Source organism: Tundrisphaera lichenicola (assembly GCF_051175385.1).
Classification (GTDB): Bacteria; Planctomycetota; Planctomycetia; order Isosphaerales; family Isosphaeraceae; genus Tundrisphaera; species Tundrisphaera lichenicola.
On the sequence record NZ_CP195106.1, the window covers coordinates 5,268,049 to 5,283,892 of the forward strand.

General features: G+C 61.5%; 13 protein-coding genes. 8 read left to right on the forward strand and 5 right to left on the reverse strand.

Annotated elements, in window-relative coordinates; genetic code table 11:
- Positions 1-211 precede the first annotated feature (211 nt).
- Entirely contained in the window at positions 212-1,057 is an 846-nt protein-coding gene (locus P12x_RS20590) for a DUF2934 domain-containing protein (RefSeq protein ID WP_435006594.1), read from the forward strand.
- 25 nt (positions 1,058-1,082) lie between these two features.
- Positions 1,083-1,673 carry a hypothetical protein gene (locus P12x_RS20595; RefSeq protein WP_435006595.1) on the forward strand — a complete coding sequence of 197 codons (591 nt, stop codon included), beginning with the start codon at positions 1,083-1,085 and terminating at the stop codon, positions 1,671-1,673.
- Here P12x_RS20595 and P12x_RS20600 read toward each other — a convergent pair whose 3' ends face one another.
- Positions 1,674-2,372 carry a GNAT family N-acetyltransferase gene (locus P12x_RS20600; RefSeq protein WP_435006597.1) on the reverse strand — a complete coding sequence of 233 codons (699 nt, stop codon included), beginning with the start codon at positions 2,370-2,372 and terminating at the stop codon, positions 1,674-1,676.
- Between the two features lies 1 nt (position 2,373).
- Between P12x_RS20600 and P12x_RS20605 the strand changes: the two genes are divergently transcribed.
- From P12x_RS20605 to P12x_RS20620, 4 genes are all read left to right on the forward strand, one after another.
- The gene (locus P12x_RS20605) at positions 2,374-4,749 is read left to right on the forward strand and encodes a phosphoketolase family protein (RefSeq protein WP_435006599.1); all 2,376 of its coding nucleotides are present in this window, start codon (positions 2,374-2,376) and stop codon (positions 4,747-4,749) included.
- 245 nt (positions 4,750-4,994) lie between these two features.
- Positions 4,995-7,088: a transketolase gene (gene tkt / locus P12x_RS20610; RefSeq protein ID WP_435006600.1), complete on the forward strand. Its 2,094-nt coding sequence runs from the start codon at positions 4,995-4,997 to the stop codon at positions 7,086-7,088.
- A gap of 219 nt (positions 7,089-7,307) precedes the next feature.
- The gene (gene rpiA / locus P12x_RS20615; protein WP_435006602.1) at positions 7,308-7,979 is read left to right on the forward strand and encodes a ribose-5-phosphate isomerase RpiA; all 672 of its coding nucleotides are present in this window, start codon (positions 7,308-7,310) and stop codon (positions 7,977-7,979) included.
- A gap of 21 nt (positions 7,980-8,000) precedes the next feature.
- On the forward strand, positions 8,001-9,185 hold the full coding sequence (locus tag P12x_RS20620; protein ID WP_435006603.1) for an acetate/propionate family kinase: 1,185 nt from the start codon (positions 8,001-8,003) through the stop codon (positions 9,183-9,185).
- 4 nt (positions 9,186-9,189) lie between these two features.
- On the opposite strand, the gene P12x_RS20625 is transcribed toward P12x_RS20620, so the two are convergent.
- Entirely contained in the window at positions 9,190-9,849 is a 660-nt protein-coding gene (locus P12x_RS20625) for an HAD-IB family phosphatase (RefSeq protein WP_435006605.1), read from the reverse strand.
- Positions 9,850-9,982: 133 nt separating this feature from the next.
- On the opposite strand from P12x_RS20625, the gene P12x_RS20630 reads away from it, so the two are divergent.
- Positions 9,983-11,287: an NAD(P)/FAD-dependent oxidoreductase gene (locus P12x_RS20630; RefSeq protein ID WP_435006606.1), complete on the forward strand. Its 1,305-nt coding sequence runs from the start codon at positions 9,983-9,985 to the stop codon at positions 11,285-11,287.
- A 26-nt stretch (positions 11,288-11,313) separates the two neighbouring features.
- Here P12x_RS20630 and P12x_RS20635 read toward each other — a convergent pair whose 3' ends face one another.
- The 3 genes from P12x_RS20635 to hslV form a co-directional block, all read right to left on the reverse strand.
- Positions 11,314-11,841, reverse strand: coding sequence for a hypothetical protein (locus P12x_RS20635; protein ID WP_435006608.1), 528 nt, complete (start codon positions 11,839-11,841; stop codon positions 11,314-11,316).
- A gap of 37 nt (positions 11,842-11,878) precedes the next feature.
- Entirely contained in the window at positions 11,879-13,240 is a 1,362-nt protein-coding gene (gene hslU / locus P12x_RS20640) for an ATP-dependent protease ATPase subunit HslU (RefSeq protein ID WP_435006609.1), read from the reverse strand.
- A gap of 81 nt (positions 13,241-13,321) precedes the next feature.
- Positions 13,322-13,864: an ATP-dependent protease subunit HslV gene (gene hslV / locus P12x_RS20645; RefSeq protein ID WP_435006610.1), complete on the reverse strand. Its 543-nt coding sequence runs from the start codon at positions 13,862-13,864 to the stop codon at positions 13,322-13,324.
- A 312-nt stretch (positions 13,865-14,176) separates the two neighbouring features.
- On the opposite strand from hslV, the gene P12x_RS20650 reads away from it, so the two are divergent.
- Positions 14,177-15,655, forward strand: a complete 1,479-nt coding sequence (locus P12x_RS20650) for a hypothetical protein (RefSeq protein WP_435006612.1) — start codon at positions 14,177-14,179, stop codon at positions 15,653-15,655.
- The last annotated feature ends 189 nt before the right edge of the window (positions 15,656-15,844 follow it).

Consider the following 15,844-nt stretch of genomic DNA (forward strand, 5'->3'; position numbering starts at 1 on the left):
TTGACGGAAGTATTGAAGTCTTCGACCTGCTCAAGTCCGCCTCGGTTCCTGGCGACCTTATCCCCATGGTGGTTGAGTCGTTGCCCGACTCACCCCGGCCGGGGCACAGGGCCTCTTACCCGGCTCTCAGGATCGCCGGATTTGGACCGTCCGGCATGACCCGGCCCATCGCCCGGGAGGCCCCGGGCCGTCGACCAGGACGAGGCGCAGGATGTTCCCGACCAACGAACAGATCGGCATGGCGGCCTATTACCGATGGGTCCGAAGACATTATGCACATGGTCGGCATGATCACGATTGGCTGGCGGCCGAGCAGGAACTCCGCTTCAGCCTGAATTACGAAGTCGTGAGCCGGCATCGACTCGATGGAGTCGGCACGCTTCATCTGGGAGATTCGGACGATCGGAGATGCCGCTTCTGCGAGCAGACGGCTCCTCGGGTCTCCTTCCAGGAACCCCGACTCGTTATCCCTTCGAGCATCGGAAACTCCTCGCTGTTGACATTCGAGGAATGCGATGACTGTCATGTCCTCTTCCGAGAAAGCCTCGCCTTCGACCTGGACTGGTTCGTGCAGGCCACCCGGTTCGGCGATGAGACCGGCTCACTCTGCTTCGTCCCGGTCGCCGCATTCAAGGGACTAATCCGCTCGGCCTTGTTGCTCTTGCCCGAAGAAGATCTTCAATTCTCCGAGGATACGATCGAGTGGGTCGGTAATCCCGACCATGAACTCGACAGCCGGACCTTCGAAGGAGTCGACTGTTTCGTTCACACTCTCCCCGAAGCTTCCCCGTTCTCCTGGGCGGCGCTGGCCCGTCGGACCGAGGAAGACGCTCCGATGCCTTACATCCTGGCGTTCTTCGGGGTGGGTCATCACGTGTTTCAGGTCTCTCTCCCACTCTGCTCCCGTGACGAGGACCTAGAGGGCGAGATCATCATCCCTCGGTTGGCTTCACCCTTCGGCGTGGGTCGTGGTCCTCTCGACAGTCGAGTCGAGATCGTTTCCCTCTCGTCGGCCGACCCCAGACGAGATAGGATCAAGGCCATGGCAAGCCACTAATCCGGCCACCGTGGAGTGATCCGTCATGATTGGCACGGTCCGCTTCCTGGTCGCATCCGTGATCGTCGTCGGACCGGGTTCTCCCAGGGCTTCGGTATCCTTGCCTCCCTTGAATGCATCCGTGGTGGATTTCGCTCAAGCCAATCTGGGAAAGCCCGTGGGAAATGGGATCTGCATCACCCTCGCGATCGAGGCTCTCAAGGCCGCCGGGGCATGCCGGCCTTCATTTCGCGATCCATCGGGCGACTATAGTTGGGGCGAACCGATCATTGATTTCAAGGACGTCTTGCCGGGAGATATTCTCCAGTTTCGGGACGCAGTCTTCCACGGCAGGCGATCCATCGGCCGGGGTCGATGGCGGAGCTGGCATCAAGAGTATCCCCACCACACCGCGATCGTCGCCAAAGTTGAAGAACGCGGTCGAATCCTGAAGATCCTTCACCAAAACATCACGGTCGCAGGCCAGGATGAGTCGGTTAAGGGACGTGTTCAAGAGACGGAACTCCGGATGAGCTCGCTCCAGAAGGGAGGATGGGTCAAGGCTTACCGGCCGGTCGCTCCCCCGGATCCGGCTGATCTCAAGCCTCTCGACGAGTTCGATGTCCTGAATCCTTGATCAATCTCGGATCGAGGCATACAAGAGTTGATCCGTGATCCGGCCATTCTTGATGACGGACGATCGAAGTCGACCTTCCAGGGCGTATCCGCACTTTTCCAGGACCCGAGCCGAGGCGGGATTCCAGGCGAAGACCCCCGCTTGAAGCCGGATCAGGTCGAATCGATCGAAGGCGTACCTCGTGACCTCCCGGACAGCGGCCGTGGTGATCCCACGTCCTCTGAAACCTCGCCCTAGCCAGTAACCGATCTCGGCGGATCGCCGGAAGACGTCCACACCCGGCGTGATTCCCACCACGCCGATGGCTTGAGCTTCCACCTCGATCGCAAAATCGGTCGCGGGTGAACATCCAACCACAAGTCCAAGCCAGGCCAGAGCATCCTCGAGACGATAGGGATGGGGGAAGCGGTCTCTTAGATTGATCCAGATTTCAAAATCGTTCGCCTCCCGGGCGATCGAAGCGGCGTCGGCGAACTTTAAGGGTCGAATCCGACAAAATCCGAGATCGAGGTCGAGTTCATCCATCGTCTTCAATATTCCTCCCGTTTCTCGATCCCGACCCTTTTCCAGGGATTCGCCTCTTGTCGACCGGTTGACCAGGCCGGTCAAACCTTTGATACTGCGAGCCGGGGTGAGCATGCCCTCGTGGTCGAGGGATTGGCCTTGAAGACCCGTCCGAGTCGCATGGAGAGATGACATCGTGGGCAACGCGTCCGAACCATTGATGATCGACGAGCTTCGCAAGATAGACGCCTACTGGAGAGCGGCGAATTACCTGTCGGTTGGCCAGATTTACCTGCTCGACAACCCCCTACTAAAAGAACCGCTTGAACTGAAGCACATCAAGCCTCGGCTGCTGGGTCACTGGGGAACCACGCCCGGACTGAACTTCATCTACGCCCATTTCAATCGATTGATCAAGGCCAACGATCTGAATGTGATCTACATCGCTGGGCCAGGGCACGGCGGGCCTGGACTTGTCGCGAACACTTACCTGGAAGGAACTTATAGCGAGGTTTATTCCAATATCGGCCGGGATGAAGAGGGGATGAAGCGGCTCTTCAAACAGTTCTCATTCCCGGGGGGCATTCCCAGCCACGTCGCACCCGAGACTCCCGGCTCGATCCACGAAGGGGGGGAACTCGGTTACGCGCTCTCGCACGCCTTCGGCGCGGCGTTCGATAACCCCGACCTACTGGTCTGCGCGGTCGTCGGTGACGGCGAGGCCGAGACCGGCCCCCTGGCCACGAGCTGGCATTCGAACAAGTTCCTCGACCCGGTCCGTGACGGCGCGGTCTTGCCGATCCTCCACCTGAACGGCTACAAAATTGCCGGACCGACCGTCCTGGCGAGGATCGGCAAGGATGAGCTGACCGATCTAATGAAGGGGTATGGATACACCCCTTATTTCGTCGAGGGAGATGACCCCGAGACGATGCACCAGTTGATGGCCGGGACCCTCGACGAGGTGATCCGGGAGATTCGCCGGATTCAGGCCGAGGCACGCTCGACCGGTTTTACCTTCTCCGACCGACCACGCTGGCCGATGATCGTCCTTCGGAGCCCCAAGGGATGGACCGGGCCGAAAGTGGTCGACGGTATCGAGATCGAAGGGACGTTCCGAGCCCACCAGGTCCCGCTCTCGGGCCTGGCCGATCATCCCAAGCACATCCAGCTCCTCGAAGAATGGATGAAGTCCTACCGGCCCGAGGAGCTATTCGACCAGTCCGGCGCGTTGATCCCCGAATTGGCCGAACTGGCCCCCGTCGGCGATCGTCGGATGGGGGCCAACCCCCACGCCAACGGTGGACTGCTCCTGAAAGACCTCCGACTCCCCGATTTCCGCGACTACGCCGTCGCAGTCTATCAACCCGGCGATGTTGAGGCTGAAGCCACGAGGGTCCAGGGCAAGCTGATCCGCGACGTCCTGTCGATGAATGCCGGTCAGGCCAACTTCCGGGTCTTCAGCCCCGATGAGACCGCCTCTAACCGTTGGGGCGACGTCTTCGACGTGACGAGTCGAGAGTCGGTCGCCGAGATCTATCCGAACGACGATCACGTGGCCGTCGATGGGCGGGTCATGGAGATGCTCAGCGAGCACCAGTGCCAGGGCTGGCTGGAAGGCTACCTCCTTACCGGACGGCACGGATTCTTCTCGTGCTACGAGGCGTTCATCCACATCATCGACGCGATGTTCAACCAGCACGCCAAGTGGCTGGAGTCGACCCGAAAGATCCCCTGGCGAAGGCCGGTCGCCTCCCTGAACTACCTGCTGACCTCGCACGTCTGGCGGCAAGATCACAACGGCTTCAGCCACCAGGATCCCGGGTTCATCGACCACGTGGTCAACAAGAAAGCGAATGTGGTCCGGGTCTATCTGCCCCCCGATGCCAATACTTTGCTCTCGGTGACCGACCATTGTCTTCGGAGCCGCCACTACGTCAACGTGATCGTCGCCGGCAAGCAACCCTCGCCTCAGTGGCTCGACATGGACTCGGCGATCAAGCATTGCACGGCCGGGATCGGGATCTGGGAGTGGGCCAGCAACGACCGTGGAGTCGAACCCGACGTGGTGATGGCTTGCGCGGGGGATGTCCCGACTCTGGAGACTCTCGCAGCGGTCGACCTCCTCCGAAAGCAGTTGCCCGATCTCAAGGTCCGCGTCATCAACGTGGTCGACCTGATGAAACTCCAGCCCTCCAGCGAACACCCCCACGGGCTGAGCGACTTCGAGTTCGACGCCCTCTTCACGCGCGACAAGCCCGTGATCTTCGCCTATCACGGCTACCCCTGGCTGATCCATCGACTGACCTATCGACGGACCAATCACCGAAATCTTCACGTCCGGGGTTACAAGGAAGAAGGGACGACAACGACCCCCTTCGACATGACCGTACTGAACGAACTCGATCGCTTCCACCTCTTCGAAGACGTTGTCGACCGGGTGCCGAAACTCGGACCCAGGGCTGCCTACGAGAAACAGTTCGTCCGGGACAAGCTCATCGATCATCGTCACTACATTCGGGAACATGGCGAAGACATGCCCGAGATCCGCAACTGGAAGTGGGGCGTTTAATCCCAGAAATCAGACTGAGTTGGGTTCGATAATCGCCGCCTGGCCCGGCCGGTCCTTCCATGAGATGGGGAGAATTTCGGACCGGGCGGCGCGCGGCGCGCTCACTCCATCGGCGACTCGTCCGCTTGACTCCAGGGCCTTCCCAACCCGAGGTCCTTTTTTCGATGCTAGAGTCGGTTATACTCTGCTCTTCGAATGGCGAAAGACGTTCACCCTTCGCTTAATTTTCACTGGGAGCCTGTCTGATGCCCGCCCAAGACGACCTCGACCTGAGTTGCATCCGCACAATCCAGACTTTGTCGATGGACGGAGTCCAGGCGGCCAACTCAGGCCACCCGGGGACGCCGATGGCGATGGCACCCGTCGCCTACACGATCTGGCAGGAGTTTCTCCGCTTCGATCCCGAAGATCCGATCTGGCCGAACCGCGATCGGTTCGTCCTCTCAATCGGCCACGCCTCGATGCTGCTCTACTCGCTCCTCCACCTGACCGGGGTCAAGTCGGTCGACAAGGATTATGAACGGCTCGGCGAGCCATCCGTCACCCTTGAAGACCTGAAGAAGTTCCGCCAGCTCGACAGCAAGTGCCCCGGCCACCCCGAATATCGCTGGACCAGCGGGGTCGAGACGACCACCGGCCCGCTCGGTCAGGGAGTCGCGACGAGCGTTGGGATGGCCTCGGCGGGCAAGTGGCTCGCCGCCCACTACAACAAGCCCGGATTCGACCTGTTCGACTTCGACGTCTATGCCCTTTGCGGCGACGGCGACATGATGGAAGGGGTCTCGTCCGAGGCCGCCAGTCTGGCAGGACACCTCAAGCTTTCCAACCTCTGCTGGATTTACGACTCGAACCGTATCACGATCGACGGCTCCACCTCGATCACCTTCACCGAGGACACCGCGGCGAGATTCCGGGCGTATGGCTGGAATGTCCTGGAAGTTGCCGACGCCACCGATACCGAGGCGATCGCCAAGGCTCTCCAGACCTTCAAGGAGACCCACGACCGCCCGACTTTCATCGTGGTCCACAGCCATATCGGCTGGGGATCGTCGAGGCAGGATAGTGCCAAGGCCCACGGTGCCCCCCTGGGCGACGACGTGATCCTGGCATGGAAGGAGAAATACGCCTCCTCGACCGAGAAATTCTTCGTCCCCGACGGGGTCTACGACCATTTCGAGGCAGGGATCGGGAAGCGTGGCAAGGCCCTTCGCGACGCCTGGTTCTCCAAGATCGACGAATACAAGGCCAAGTATCCCACCGAGGCACAACAGCTCTACCAGATGCAGCATAGACAGCTGCCCGACGGCTGGGATAAGGATCTTCCGACCTTCCCGGCCGATCCGAAGGGCCTGGCCGGTCGGGCGGCATCTGCCAAGATCCTCAACGCGATCGCCCCGAACGTCCCCTGGTTGATCGGCGGCTCCGCGGACCTGAACGAGTCGACCAAGACCGAGATCACCGCGAAGGACGCCGGATCATTCGAGCCCGATAACTATGGCGGTCGGAACTTCCACTTCGGCATCCGTGAGCACGCCATGGCGGCGTTCGTGAACGGGATGTCGCTGGTCAAGGTCCGTCCCTACGGGGCGGGATTCTTCATCTTCAGCGACTACGCACGGCCCTCGATCCGGCTCTCGGCGATCATGGAAATCCCGACGATCCACATCTTCACGCATGACTCGATCGGGGTCGGCGAGGACGGCCCGACTCACCAGCCGATCGAGCAACTGCCGAGCCTGCGGGCAATCCCCGGGCTCGTCGTCCTCCGGCCGGCCGATGCCAACGAATGCGTCGAGGCCTGGAAGGTGGTCATGAAACTCCGACACGAGCCTGCCCTCCTGGTCCTGACCCGCCAGGATCTCCCGACGCTCGACCGGACCAAGTATGCTTCCGCCGCCGGGGTCGCCAAGGGGGCTTACATCCTGGCGGACGCCGAGGACGGCAAGCCCGACGTCCTCCTGATGGGCTCCGGCTCCGAGGTCTCTCTCTGCGTCGCCGCTTACGAGTCCCTCAAGGCCGAGGGGATCAAAGCCCGGGTCATCAGCATGCCGTCCTGGGACATCTTCGAGCATCAGCCCGAAGAGTATCAGGAAAGCGTGATCCCGCACGACGTCCACGCGCGGGTCTACGTCGAACAGGCCTCGACCTTCGGCTGGGAGAAGTACACCGGCAAGACCGGCGCGAAGATTGGCATGCACACCTTCGGGGCGTCCGCCCCGCTGAAGGCATTGCAGAGCAAATTCGGCTTCTCGCCCGAGAAGGTCGCCGAAGCGGCCAAGGACCAACTCAAGCTCGTCGCGGCTGGGCGAAACGGCAAGGTGATCTCCGCTCCCAAGTAAGATTGGGAGTGAAGAGCTCGCGCCCATCCCGGATCCCGGTCTTCAGATGGGAAACCAATTTGAAGACCGGGATCCGGATCGTTGATCCGATTCCCGGGCATTGCCATCACGAATCCAGGTCGATTCTCCAAATACTGAGAGGGATGATATCCTCTTAGGTCGGGATATCGACCACATCATTCATCCCTTGCCTGTTCGCCGAACCACAGAGAGCCGCCCATGACGATCGCCGAACGAGCCCTGGAAATGATCCGTGATGGGACCGTAATCGGCCTGGGAACAGGCCGAGCGGCGACCGCATTCGTCAAGGCACTCGGGCCGGCGGTCCGAGCGGGCCTGAGAATCACCGGAGTTCCCACGTCCGAGGTCACCGCCGGACTTGCCCGAGAATTGGGCATTCCGTTGACCACGCTCGATCTGGCCGGCGAGCTTGATATCACCTTCGACGGAGCCGATGAGGTTGCCCCGAACTTGAATTTGATCAAGGGGTACGGTGGGGCGCTGGTCCGCGAGAAAATCGTGGCCGCCTCCTCGAAGCGGTTCGTCGTGCTGATTGGACCCGAGAAGGAGGTCTCCCACCTCGGGGAGCATGGCAAGCTCCCGGTCGAGGTCGTCCCGTTTGCCCTGCCTCTAGCCCGTCGCAAGCTCGAACTTCTCGGACTGCCTCCCGTGCTTCGGCTCAATCAGGACGGTACTCCTTACGTCACCGACAACGGCAACCCCATCCTCGATTGCAAGGTCGGACCCATCGACGATGCCGCCGCCCTGGAGCATGCCATCCTGTACATTCCCGGGGTTGTGGGGACCGGCCTCTTCGTCGATATGGCGGAAACCGTGTTGATCCAGAACGAAGACGGTACCGTCTCCGCGCGTCACCGGGTCGATGCTTGAATCTCTACCGGGAGCACTCCGTTGAGCATCCTCGTCCTCAACACAGGCTCCAGCAGCTTGAAGTTCGGATTGTTCGATTCCCCGACCCTCGTCTCGACCATCTCGGGTGAGGTGGATTGGCGGGGTCGGGGCCGACCCGCCGAGGTCTCGATCCGAATCGAGGGGGAAGCCGAGCAACGATTCCCGTCCGAGTCCTCCGACCCCGGCTCGGCGGCCTCTCTCGCAATCGAACAGGTCGTCGAATCGTCCGGTTCCGAGATCGCCGCGATCGGCCATCGGGTCGTCCACGGAGGGAGTCGATTTCGGTCGAGCGTCCTGATTGACTCCGAGGTCGAGAAGGAGATCGACCGCCTGAGTGAGTTGGCCCCGCTGCACAACCCCCATGCACTCGCCGCGATCAGGGCCGCGAGGGCGGCTCGACCGGACCTCCCTCAGGTGGCCGTCTTCGATACCAGCTTCTTCGTCGATATGCCAAGATCGTCCGTGATCTATCCCGTCCCCCATGCCTGGACCGAGGACTGGGGAATCCGCCGATTTGGCTTCCACGGGATCAGTCACGACTATTGCGCGGGTCGGGCCGCAGAGATCCTGGGACGCGATCGGGCGTCACTTCGCCTCGTCATTTGCCACCTGGGCAACGGCTGCTCGGCCTCGGCGGTCCGGGGTGGACGGGCAATCGAGACGACCATGGGCTTCACGCCCCTGGCCGGCCTGATGATGGGAACTCGATCCGGCTCGGTCGACCCCGGTATCCTGCTTTATCTCTTGAAGGAGCGGAAGCTCGGCCTCGACGAGATGGACGAAGCCTTGAATCACGCCTCCGGGCTCAAGGGAGTTTCCGGGATTTCGGGCGATTACCGCGAAGTCGAGGCCGCCGCCGGCGCCGGGAATGATCAGGCCCGGCTTGCACTGGAGATCTACGCGGCCAGGGTCCGATCCACAATCGGTTCGCTCTCAGCGACCCTGGGAGGGCTCGATGCGCTGATCTTTGCCGCCGGAGTTGGCGAGAACAGCGCCTCACTCCGAGAAACCGCTTGCGAGGGGCTTGGATTCCTCGGCCTGAACCTGGACACCATTCGAAATTCAAGCCAACCTCGCGATTGCGACATCGCTACTGACGATTCTCCCTCGCGAATCCTGGTCGTACATACTCGCGAAGAACTCATGATCGCGAGGGAGGTCTTCAAGCTCTTCTCGGCCTCCTGATCCGTTACTTTGAGGCAAGCCCGGACCACGATCGCAACGCTCGAGAAATGTCGGTCCATCGATCGAAGCGATGGTAGGTCTCTCCCAGACTGGTCAGTTCCTCGGCGAGAACCCCTCGGGCGAATCGGAGGTGCTCCGGGACCAGCAAGGAAGCCGCCAGATCGGGCTTGCCGTCGCCCGCGAAGGCTACGGTTCCTCCTTCGAGGATGGCGGCTCGGACGACCGCCGACTTGTCGATTCCCACTTCCGCCGAGAAGTATCGAGAGTCGGTCGGTAACTCCATCACCAGGCGACCATTCACGATCCGCCCCAGATTGGCGTGTAATTCAGGATCGACCCGTGCTTCGTCGAGCAGTCGCCGGATATACCAATCCGAGCCGGCCGAGGCGACGATGACTCGCCAATCCGATCTTTCCAGGGCACGATATTCTTCCGCGAGGTCGGGATCGAGCTCCATCGCCCCGACGACTTCCACAAGGGCAGGCTCGCCGGGCGCGACCGACTCAAATATCGATCGCAAGGCTTCAAAATGGGTGATCCGCCCCTTCAAATATTCGTCCCAAAATCCGGATGCACCCGACGGCTTGAACCGTTCGAGGAAGATTTGGAAGAAGTCTCGACGAGTCATCGTCCCATCAAAGTCGCTGACCAACACGCCACCCATGGTTGAAGTCCCCTGGTTATTCCATCGAAATCGAGCTTGATCATAAATGATCGTTAGGCCGGTCGGCCTCACGGCTTTGCGATCGATGATGGTATTCTTGGTGATCCACCATCACCCGGAGCGACCGAAGCCGATGAGCCAGGACCTCCCCTTCCATGACGTCGCGATCCTCGGGGCCGGAGCGGCGGGGCTCTGCGCGGCGATTCGCGCGGCCGAACGAGGTCTCTCGGTCCTGCTTCTGGAGAAGAATCGACGACCCGGGGTCAAGATCCTGATGTCGGGCGGGACCCGCTGCAACCTCACCAATGCGAGAGGGCTTCGCGATCTCCGTGTCATCTCCGGCCCGATCGACCCTCTCTACAATCCGGAGGAAGCTCGAGGGGCCAGGAGTATCCAGCAAGCCTTCGGCGAAGGCGGTAAGTTCCTCGGGCCTTCCCTCCGATCGCTCAGCGTCGAGCGGACGGTGGAAATGTTCGAGTCCGAAGGGGTCGTGACGAAGATCGAAGGCAATGGCAAGATCTTTCCTGCTTCTGATAGAGCGTCGGACGTTGTGGATGCCCTGGTTCGACGACTGCACCGCTCGAAAGCCGAGCTGAGAACGTCCACTCCGGTTCTGGACGTTACAGCCCTCGACAATGGCTTCGAAATACGCTTGCCGGATGGTTTCGCGAGGGCCAGAAAGGTCATCGTCGCCGTGGGCGGGCAATCGTTTCCGGGATGCGGGACTTGCGGCGACGGTTACGCGATTGCTCGAAAATACGGTCATACGATCGTCGAGCCTCGACCAGCCCTGGTTCCGATCCGAGTCGAACCGACCTGGGTGCCGACCCTCAAGGGCCTGACGATGCCCGATGTGACGGCCAGCATCCGTTCCGGGGAGGGTCCTACACTCCTGGAGCGTCGCGAGGCCCTACTCTTCGCGCACTTCGGTCTCACCGGCCCATCCATCCTCGACGTCAGCCGCGCGGTGGCCCGTCATCAAGGGCCGGGACGCCTCGACCTGGTCCTCGATCTTTCCCCCGACACTCGGGCCGAGGAGCTTGATCAATACTTCCAGGCCGCGGGCCGATCGGGTCGTCGAGCGGTGACCGGGCTGATGCCCGAATGCCTTCCTCGGAGGCTAGCTGAAGCGGTTATGATCCATTCGCAGGTCCCCGTCGATCGGATGGGACCGGATCTCTCCCGTGAGGAACGAAAACGGCTCGTCGGCGCGATCAAGGGGCTTCGCCTGCCCGTGACCGGGACGCTGGGGTTTGCCAAGGCCGAGGTAACCAGCGGAGGAGTGGCCCTCGACGAGGTCGAGCCGAAGACCCTGGAAAGCCGCGCCCAGCCCGGCCTTCACTTCATCGGAGAGGTTCTCGACCTCGACGGGTTGATTGGTGGGTACAACTTTCAGGCGGCCTGGAGCACCGGCTGGCTCGCCGGTGAATCCGTCTGAACACGCTCCCACACAACCCTCATTCATCAAACTTCATCCACCGAATCGGGACTCGGTTCCTCGGTAGAATGAAGCCAGTCGTAGAATCGGCGGTCGGTGAAGATCCCGGAATATCCTCTTTCCGGGTCGACCAGGGTATGGCTCTGATTGTACACGAACGATCCGTGGACGATTTGTCCCGACTCGTCGACCGCGAAGGCCCCGACAAAGTCGACCGGTGGAGGCTCGACGCCGGGTTCGTCGCGGTTCCTGGGGTCGATGATATAGGTCCATTCCGAAGCGGACGACCGGGCCTGGGTGGCGATCTCGGGAGTGTGTCCGACGACCTCGTTCATGTAGGTCGCGAGTGCCTGAATGAATTGGGGGTTGAGTTGGAGACTGAGCGGGTCGAAGCCTCCAAAATCGGTCGGGGTGACTTCGCCGACGATGTATCGAGGCTGAATTCCCGATGTTTCAACCCGGTCAGGGCTCAGGAATGTCAGGAGATGGCGAGTCTTGCCATCCTCATTCAGAACCTCGTAAACATTCAGTAGTGGAAGAGAATCTTCGGGCATGACTCCATCTCTCGGGTCCGGGAATCGTCGAGGGTGATCAAAGAATGAACCGGCTCAATTCATCGTCGTCGGCCACGGGATCGAGCCGCTCGCGAACATAAGCCCCATCGATCGTGATCTTTTTCTCGACGCGGTCGGTCGCTTCAAACGAGATTTCCTCGACGACTTTTTCGAGGATCGTGTGGAGCCGACGAGCGCCGATGTTCTGCGTCGATCGATTGACTTCATACGCGAGGTTGGCCATCGCATCGATGGCATCATCGGTGAAGATCACTTCCAGACCTTCGGTAGCCAGGAGGGCGCGATACTGGACGGCCAGGGAAGCACGGGGTTCCCTGAGGATTCGCGCGAAGTCCTCGCGGGTCAGATCCTGGAGTTCCACGCGGATCGGAAATCGTCCCTGCAATTCTGGCATGAGATCGGAAGGCTTGGCTCGGGTGAAGGCCCCCGCCGCGACGAACAGCACATGGTCGGTCTTGACCGGGCCATATTTCGTATTCACCGTGGTACCCTCGACGATCGGCAGGAGGTCGCGCTGGACTCCTTGTCGCGAAACGTCGGGGCCTTTGCCCCCACCGTCCTCTCCGCCGGCAATCTTGTCGATCTCATCGAGGAAGATGATACCGGACTGTTCGGCGAGTTCGATGGCCGCCCGCTGGATCTTCTCGGGATCGAGCAAATTCTCCGACTCGTTTTCCAGGAGGATCGGCCGGGCCTCGGCCACGGTCATCGACCGGGACTGGGTCGGCCGGGGCATGATCTTCTCGAACATCCCTTGGAGGTCCATCTCCATCTGTTCCATGTTACCCGCGCCCAGGATCGAAACCGGGGCCACGGACTTTCCCGGGATCAGGAGTTCGACCTGGCTGTCCTCCAGCTCGCCGGCGGCCAGCCGAGCTTTCATCTTCTCCCGAGAGCGCTCTCGACGTTCCGCCGCCTCATCGTGTCCGGGCGATCCCTCGGCCCAGTGGGGGGCGGTGGGGCCCATCGGAAGGAGGAGATCGAGCAGCTTCGCTTCGACTCGATCCCGCGCCTTGACCGCCACTTTTTCCCGTTCCTGGGACTTCACCAGCGCGATGGATGCCTCGACGAGATCGCGGACCAAACTTTCCACGTCACGGCCGTAATACCCGACCTCTGTGTATTTCGTGGCCTCGACCTTCACGAAAGGGGCACCGACCAGCTTGGCCAGTCGTCGGGCGATCTCGGTCTTACCCACGCCGGTCGGCCCGATCAGGAGGATGTTCTTGGGCATCACCTGGGCCCGAAGTTCGTCGGGCAGCTGCTTGCGACGCCAGCGATTTCGGAGGGCGATCGCGACGGCTCTCTTGGCATTGGCCTGGCCGATGATGTCGCGGTCCAACTCGGCAACGATCTGGCGAGGGGTCAGGTCCTGCATGGTTTTCCCTCGTTCACGAGTTCGATGGGGCGATCATCGGGAGAGTAAGAACAGTAAATCCAACCTCGCTGCTCGGGCTCGCTAGGAGTCGGAATGTAATTCCTCGACCGTCAGTTGAGTGTTGGTATAAATGTCGATCCCGCCCGCGATCTCGAGCGAGGAACGGACGATCGCGGACGCGGAGAGGTCCGTGTGGGCAATCAGGGCTCTCGCGGCCGCCAGGGCGTAGCCTCCACCGGAACCCGCGCAGAGGATCCCGTCCGTCGGTTGGATCACGTCTCCAGAGCCGCTCAAGAGGAGGCTGTGCTTGCGGTCGGACGCGACCAGCATCGCTTCAAGTCTCCTCAGGAGCCGGTCGGTCCTCCAGAGCTTGGCGAGTTCGGTGGCGGCCCGCAGCAAGCTATCAGGGTGGTCGCGGAGTTTGGCTTCGAATCGCTCGAGCAGGGCGAATCCGTCGGCCGCGCTGCCGGCGAAGCCCACCAGGACCTTGCCGTCCAGGAGTTTTCGGACCTTGACGGCGTCCGCCTTCATGACGGTGTTCCCGAGGGTCACCTGACCATCGCCGCCCACCGCCACGCGGCCACCACGTCGAACCGACAAGATCGTGGTCGCATGCCAGTCCAAAGTCTTGCCTCCGAGCCTACTACAGTGAAAGGTCGATTTCCCTCGTTCGTTTCTCCCAGGGTAGTCATCGGCCCGTGCGCTGAACAGGCAGAGCCGGCCGTCTTTTCGGTTCGGGGAATATTTCAGATGACCCAATCGTCAGGATGAGGTCATAATCGAGTTTCGAAGAGGGTCTGCCGACTTGACCGACCTCGGATCGCGAGGAATGTTTCGGGTGGATGTTCGGAAGTCGAGTCGCATCTCTGAACTCGACCCGTGTCCGACCTCCCTGGAGTCCGCCCGGTCCGGCGTGGACCCGCAAGGAATGACCCCATGAGACGCGATCGAATCACGCGAGCGATCCCGGCGATTGGCCTGGGGCTGGCTCTCTCCTATACGTCGGAAACGCTGGCCCAGGGCCTCCCACCCTCCAGTGGGAGCGGTTCGGGGACCGGTACAGGTATGTCATCCGGTTTCCCCGGTGCCACGGGCACGGGTCGAGAATCGGGGACGATCGGCTCGACAGGGACGGGACGCGAGGGCCTGTCCACCTCCCCCCTACCTCGAGCATTTCCGAGCGCCGACCTGACCAGGCCGATCGACCGAAGGGGGATACCGGGCATCGATGACGGTCGTCCCCTGGGCGGGCTCAGCAATGTCTCGCCCACATTGCTGACCGATGCACGGTCGGTGGCCGACCCGGGCGAGCGAGCCCTGGCCCTGGTCCGGATCGCCCAGACCGCCATCTTCAGCCGTCAAATGGATGAGGCCCACGCCGCACTCTTCGAGGCAGGTCCCGCGGCACTCGCGGCTCCCAACCATCTGATCCGCGATCAGAGAATCACCGCGATCGTCAGCGCCTTGCTCAATCTGGCCGAAGAGCGGATGAGCGACTATTCCGACTTCGATTACTCGATGCCCGAAGAGTCGCGCTCCTCATCCGAGTCGGCTCCGCCTACCCCCCCTCCTGCCGAATCGGTCCCTCCCCGTACCGCCGGAGAGAGGACCCCTGCGGCCGCGCTCCCTCCGGACACCCGGAAGGCCAGGCTTCAGGCAGCCGTACCGGAATGGGCCGAGGCCGTCAGGTTGGCCCGGACCCTGGAGAACATCACAGCTCGGACCGAGACCCTCTTCCGAATCGTCGAGAGCGAGGCGTTCAGCAGCTCTCGGCTGATCACCGATCCTCTCCGGCTCGTGGGGGGTCAGCCCGATCCCGCGAAGCTCTCCCCCGACCTCCGAACCTTCACCGATCAACTCCTTGTCTCGGCGAGCCAGCACGCCGCGATGATCGAGCGGCCGATCTGGAAGAATTACGCCTCCTACAGCATCATCTCCAACGCCGCCGCTTCGAGCCAGTTCCCCAGGGGTTTCCAGATCGCCCGAGACATGGAACAACCCGAAGCACGGACCGATGCGCTGATCCGTCTTGCGGAAGGACAGGCTCTCAACGGACGTCCCGAAGAGGCGACCGCCGCATACAATGAGGCGGCCCGATCCGTCTCGATGATCCCCCAGGAAGACCCGCGAGAAACCCTGGTTGGGGTCCTGATCGATAGCCTGATCACCTTCGGCCGCTTCGATGACGCTCGGGCTTGCGTTCCGCTCTATTCCTTCCCATCCCGGCAACTCACCGCACTCTCGGCCGTTGCCGAGTCGCAGGGGCGTCGAGGACTTTCCGAATCCGCTCGGCTCTGGATCGCTCGCGAGGCACCTCCTTCATTCAGAGCGATCCTTTACCGGAAAGTTAACGATGGCGTGCTCACGGCCATCGAGAAGAATCGAAGCAAGGATCTCTCGCTCAAGGGGCGATAATCCGCATCCGACCGACTGAAATCAATCAGGCCGACCCTCGGACTAATTCCGAGGGTCGGCTTTCTTAGTTCCGGGGCCGATCGTCGATAGGTAAAGTTTCCGGGAGGGTGAACACCCACTCATAATTATTGAAACTACGTTCGACGCACGCGGGTATCATGACGGATTGGAACGGTCCTAAATCGGACA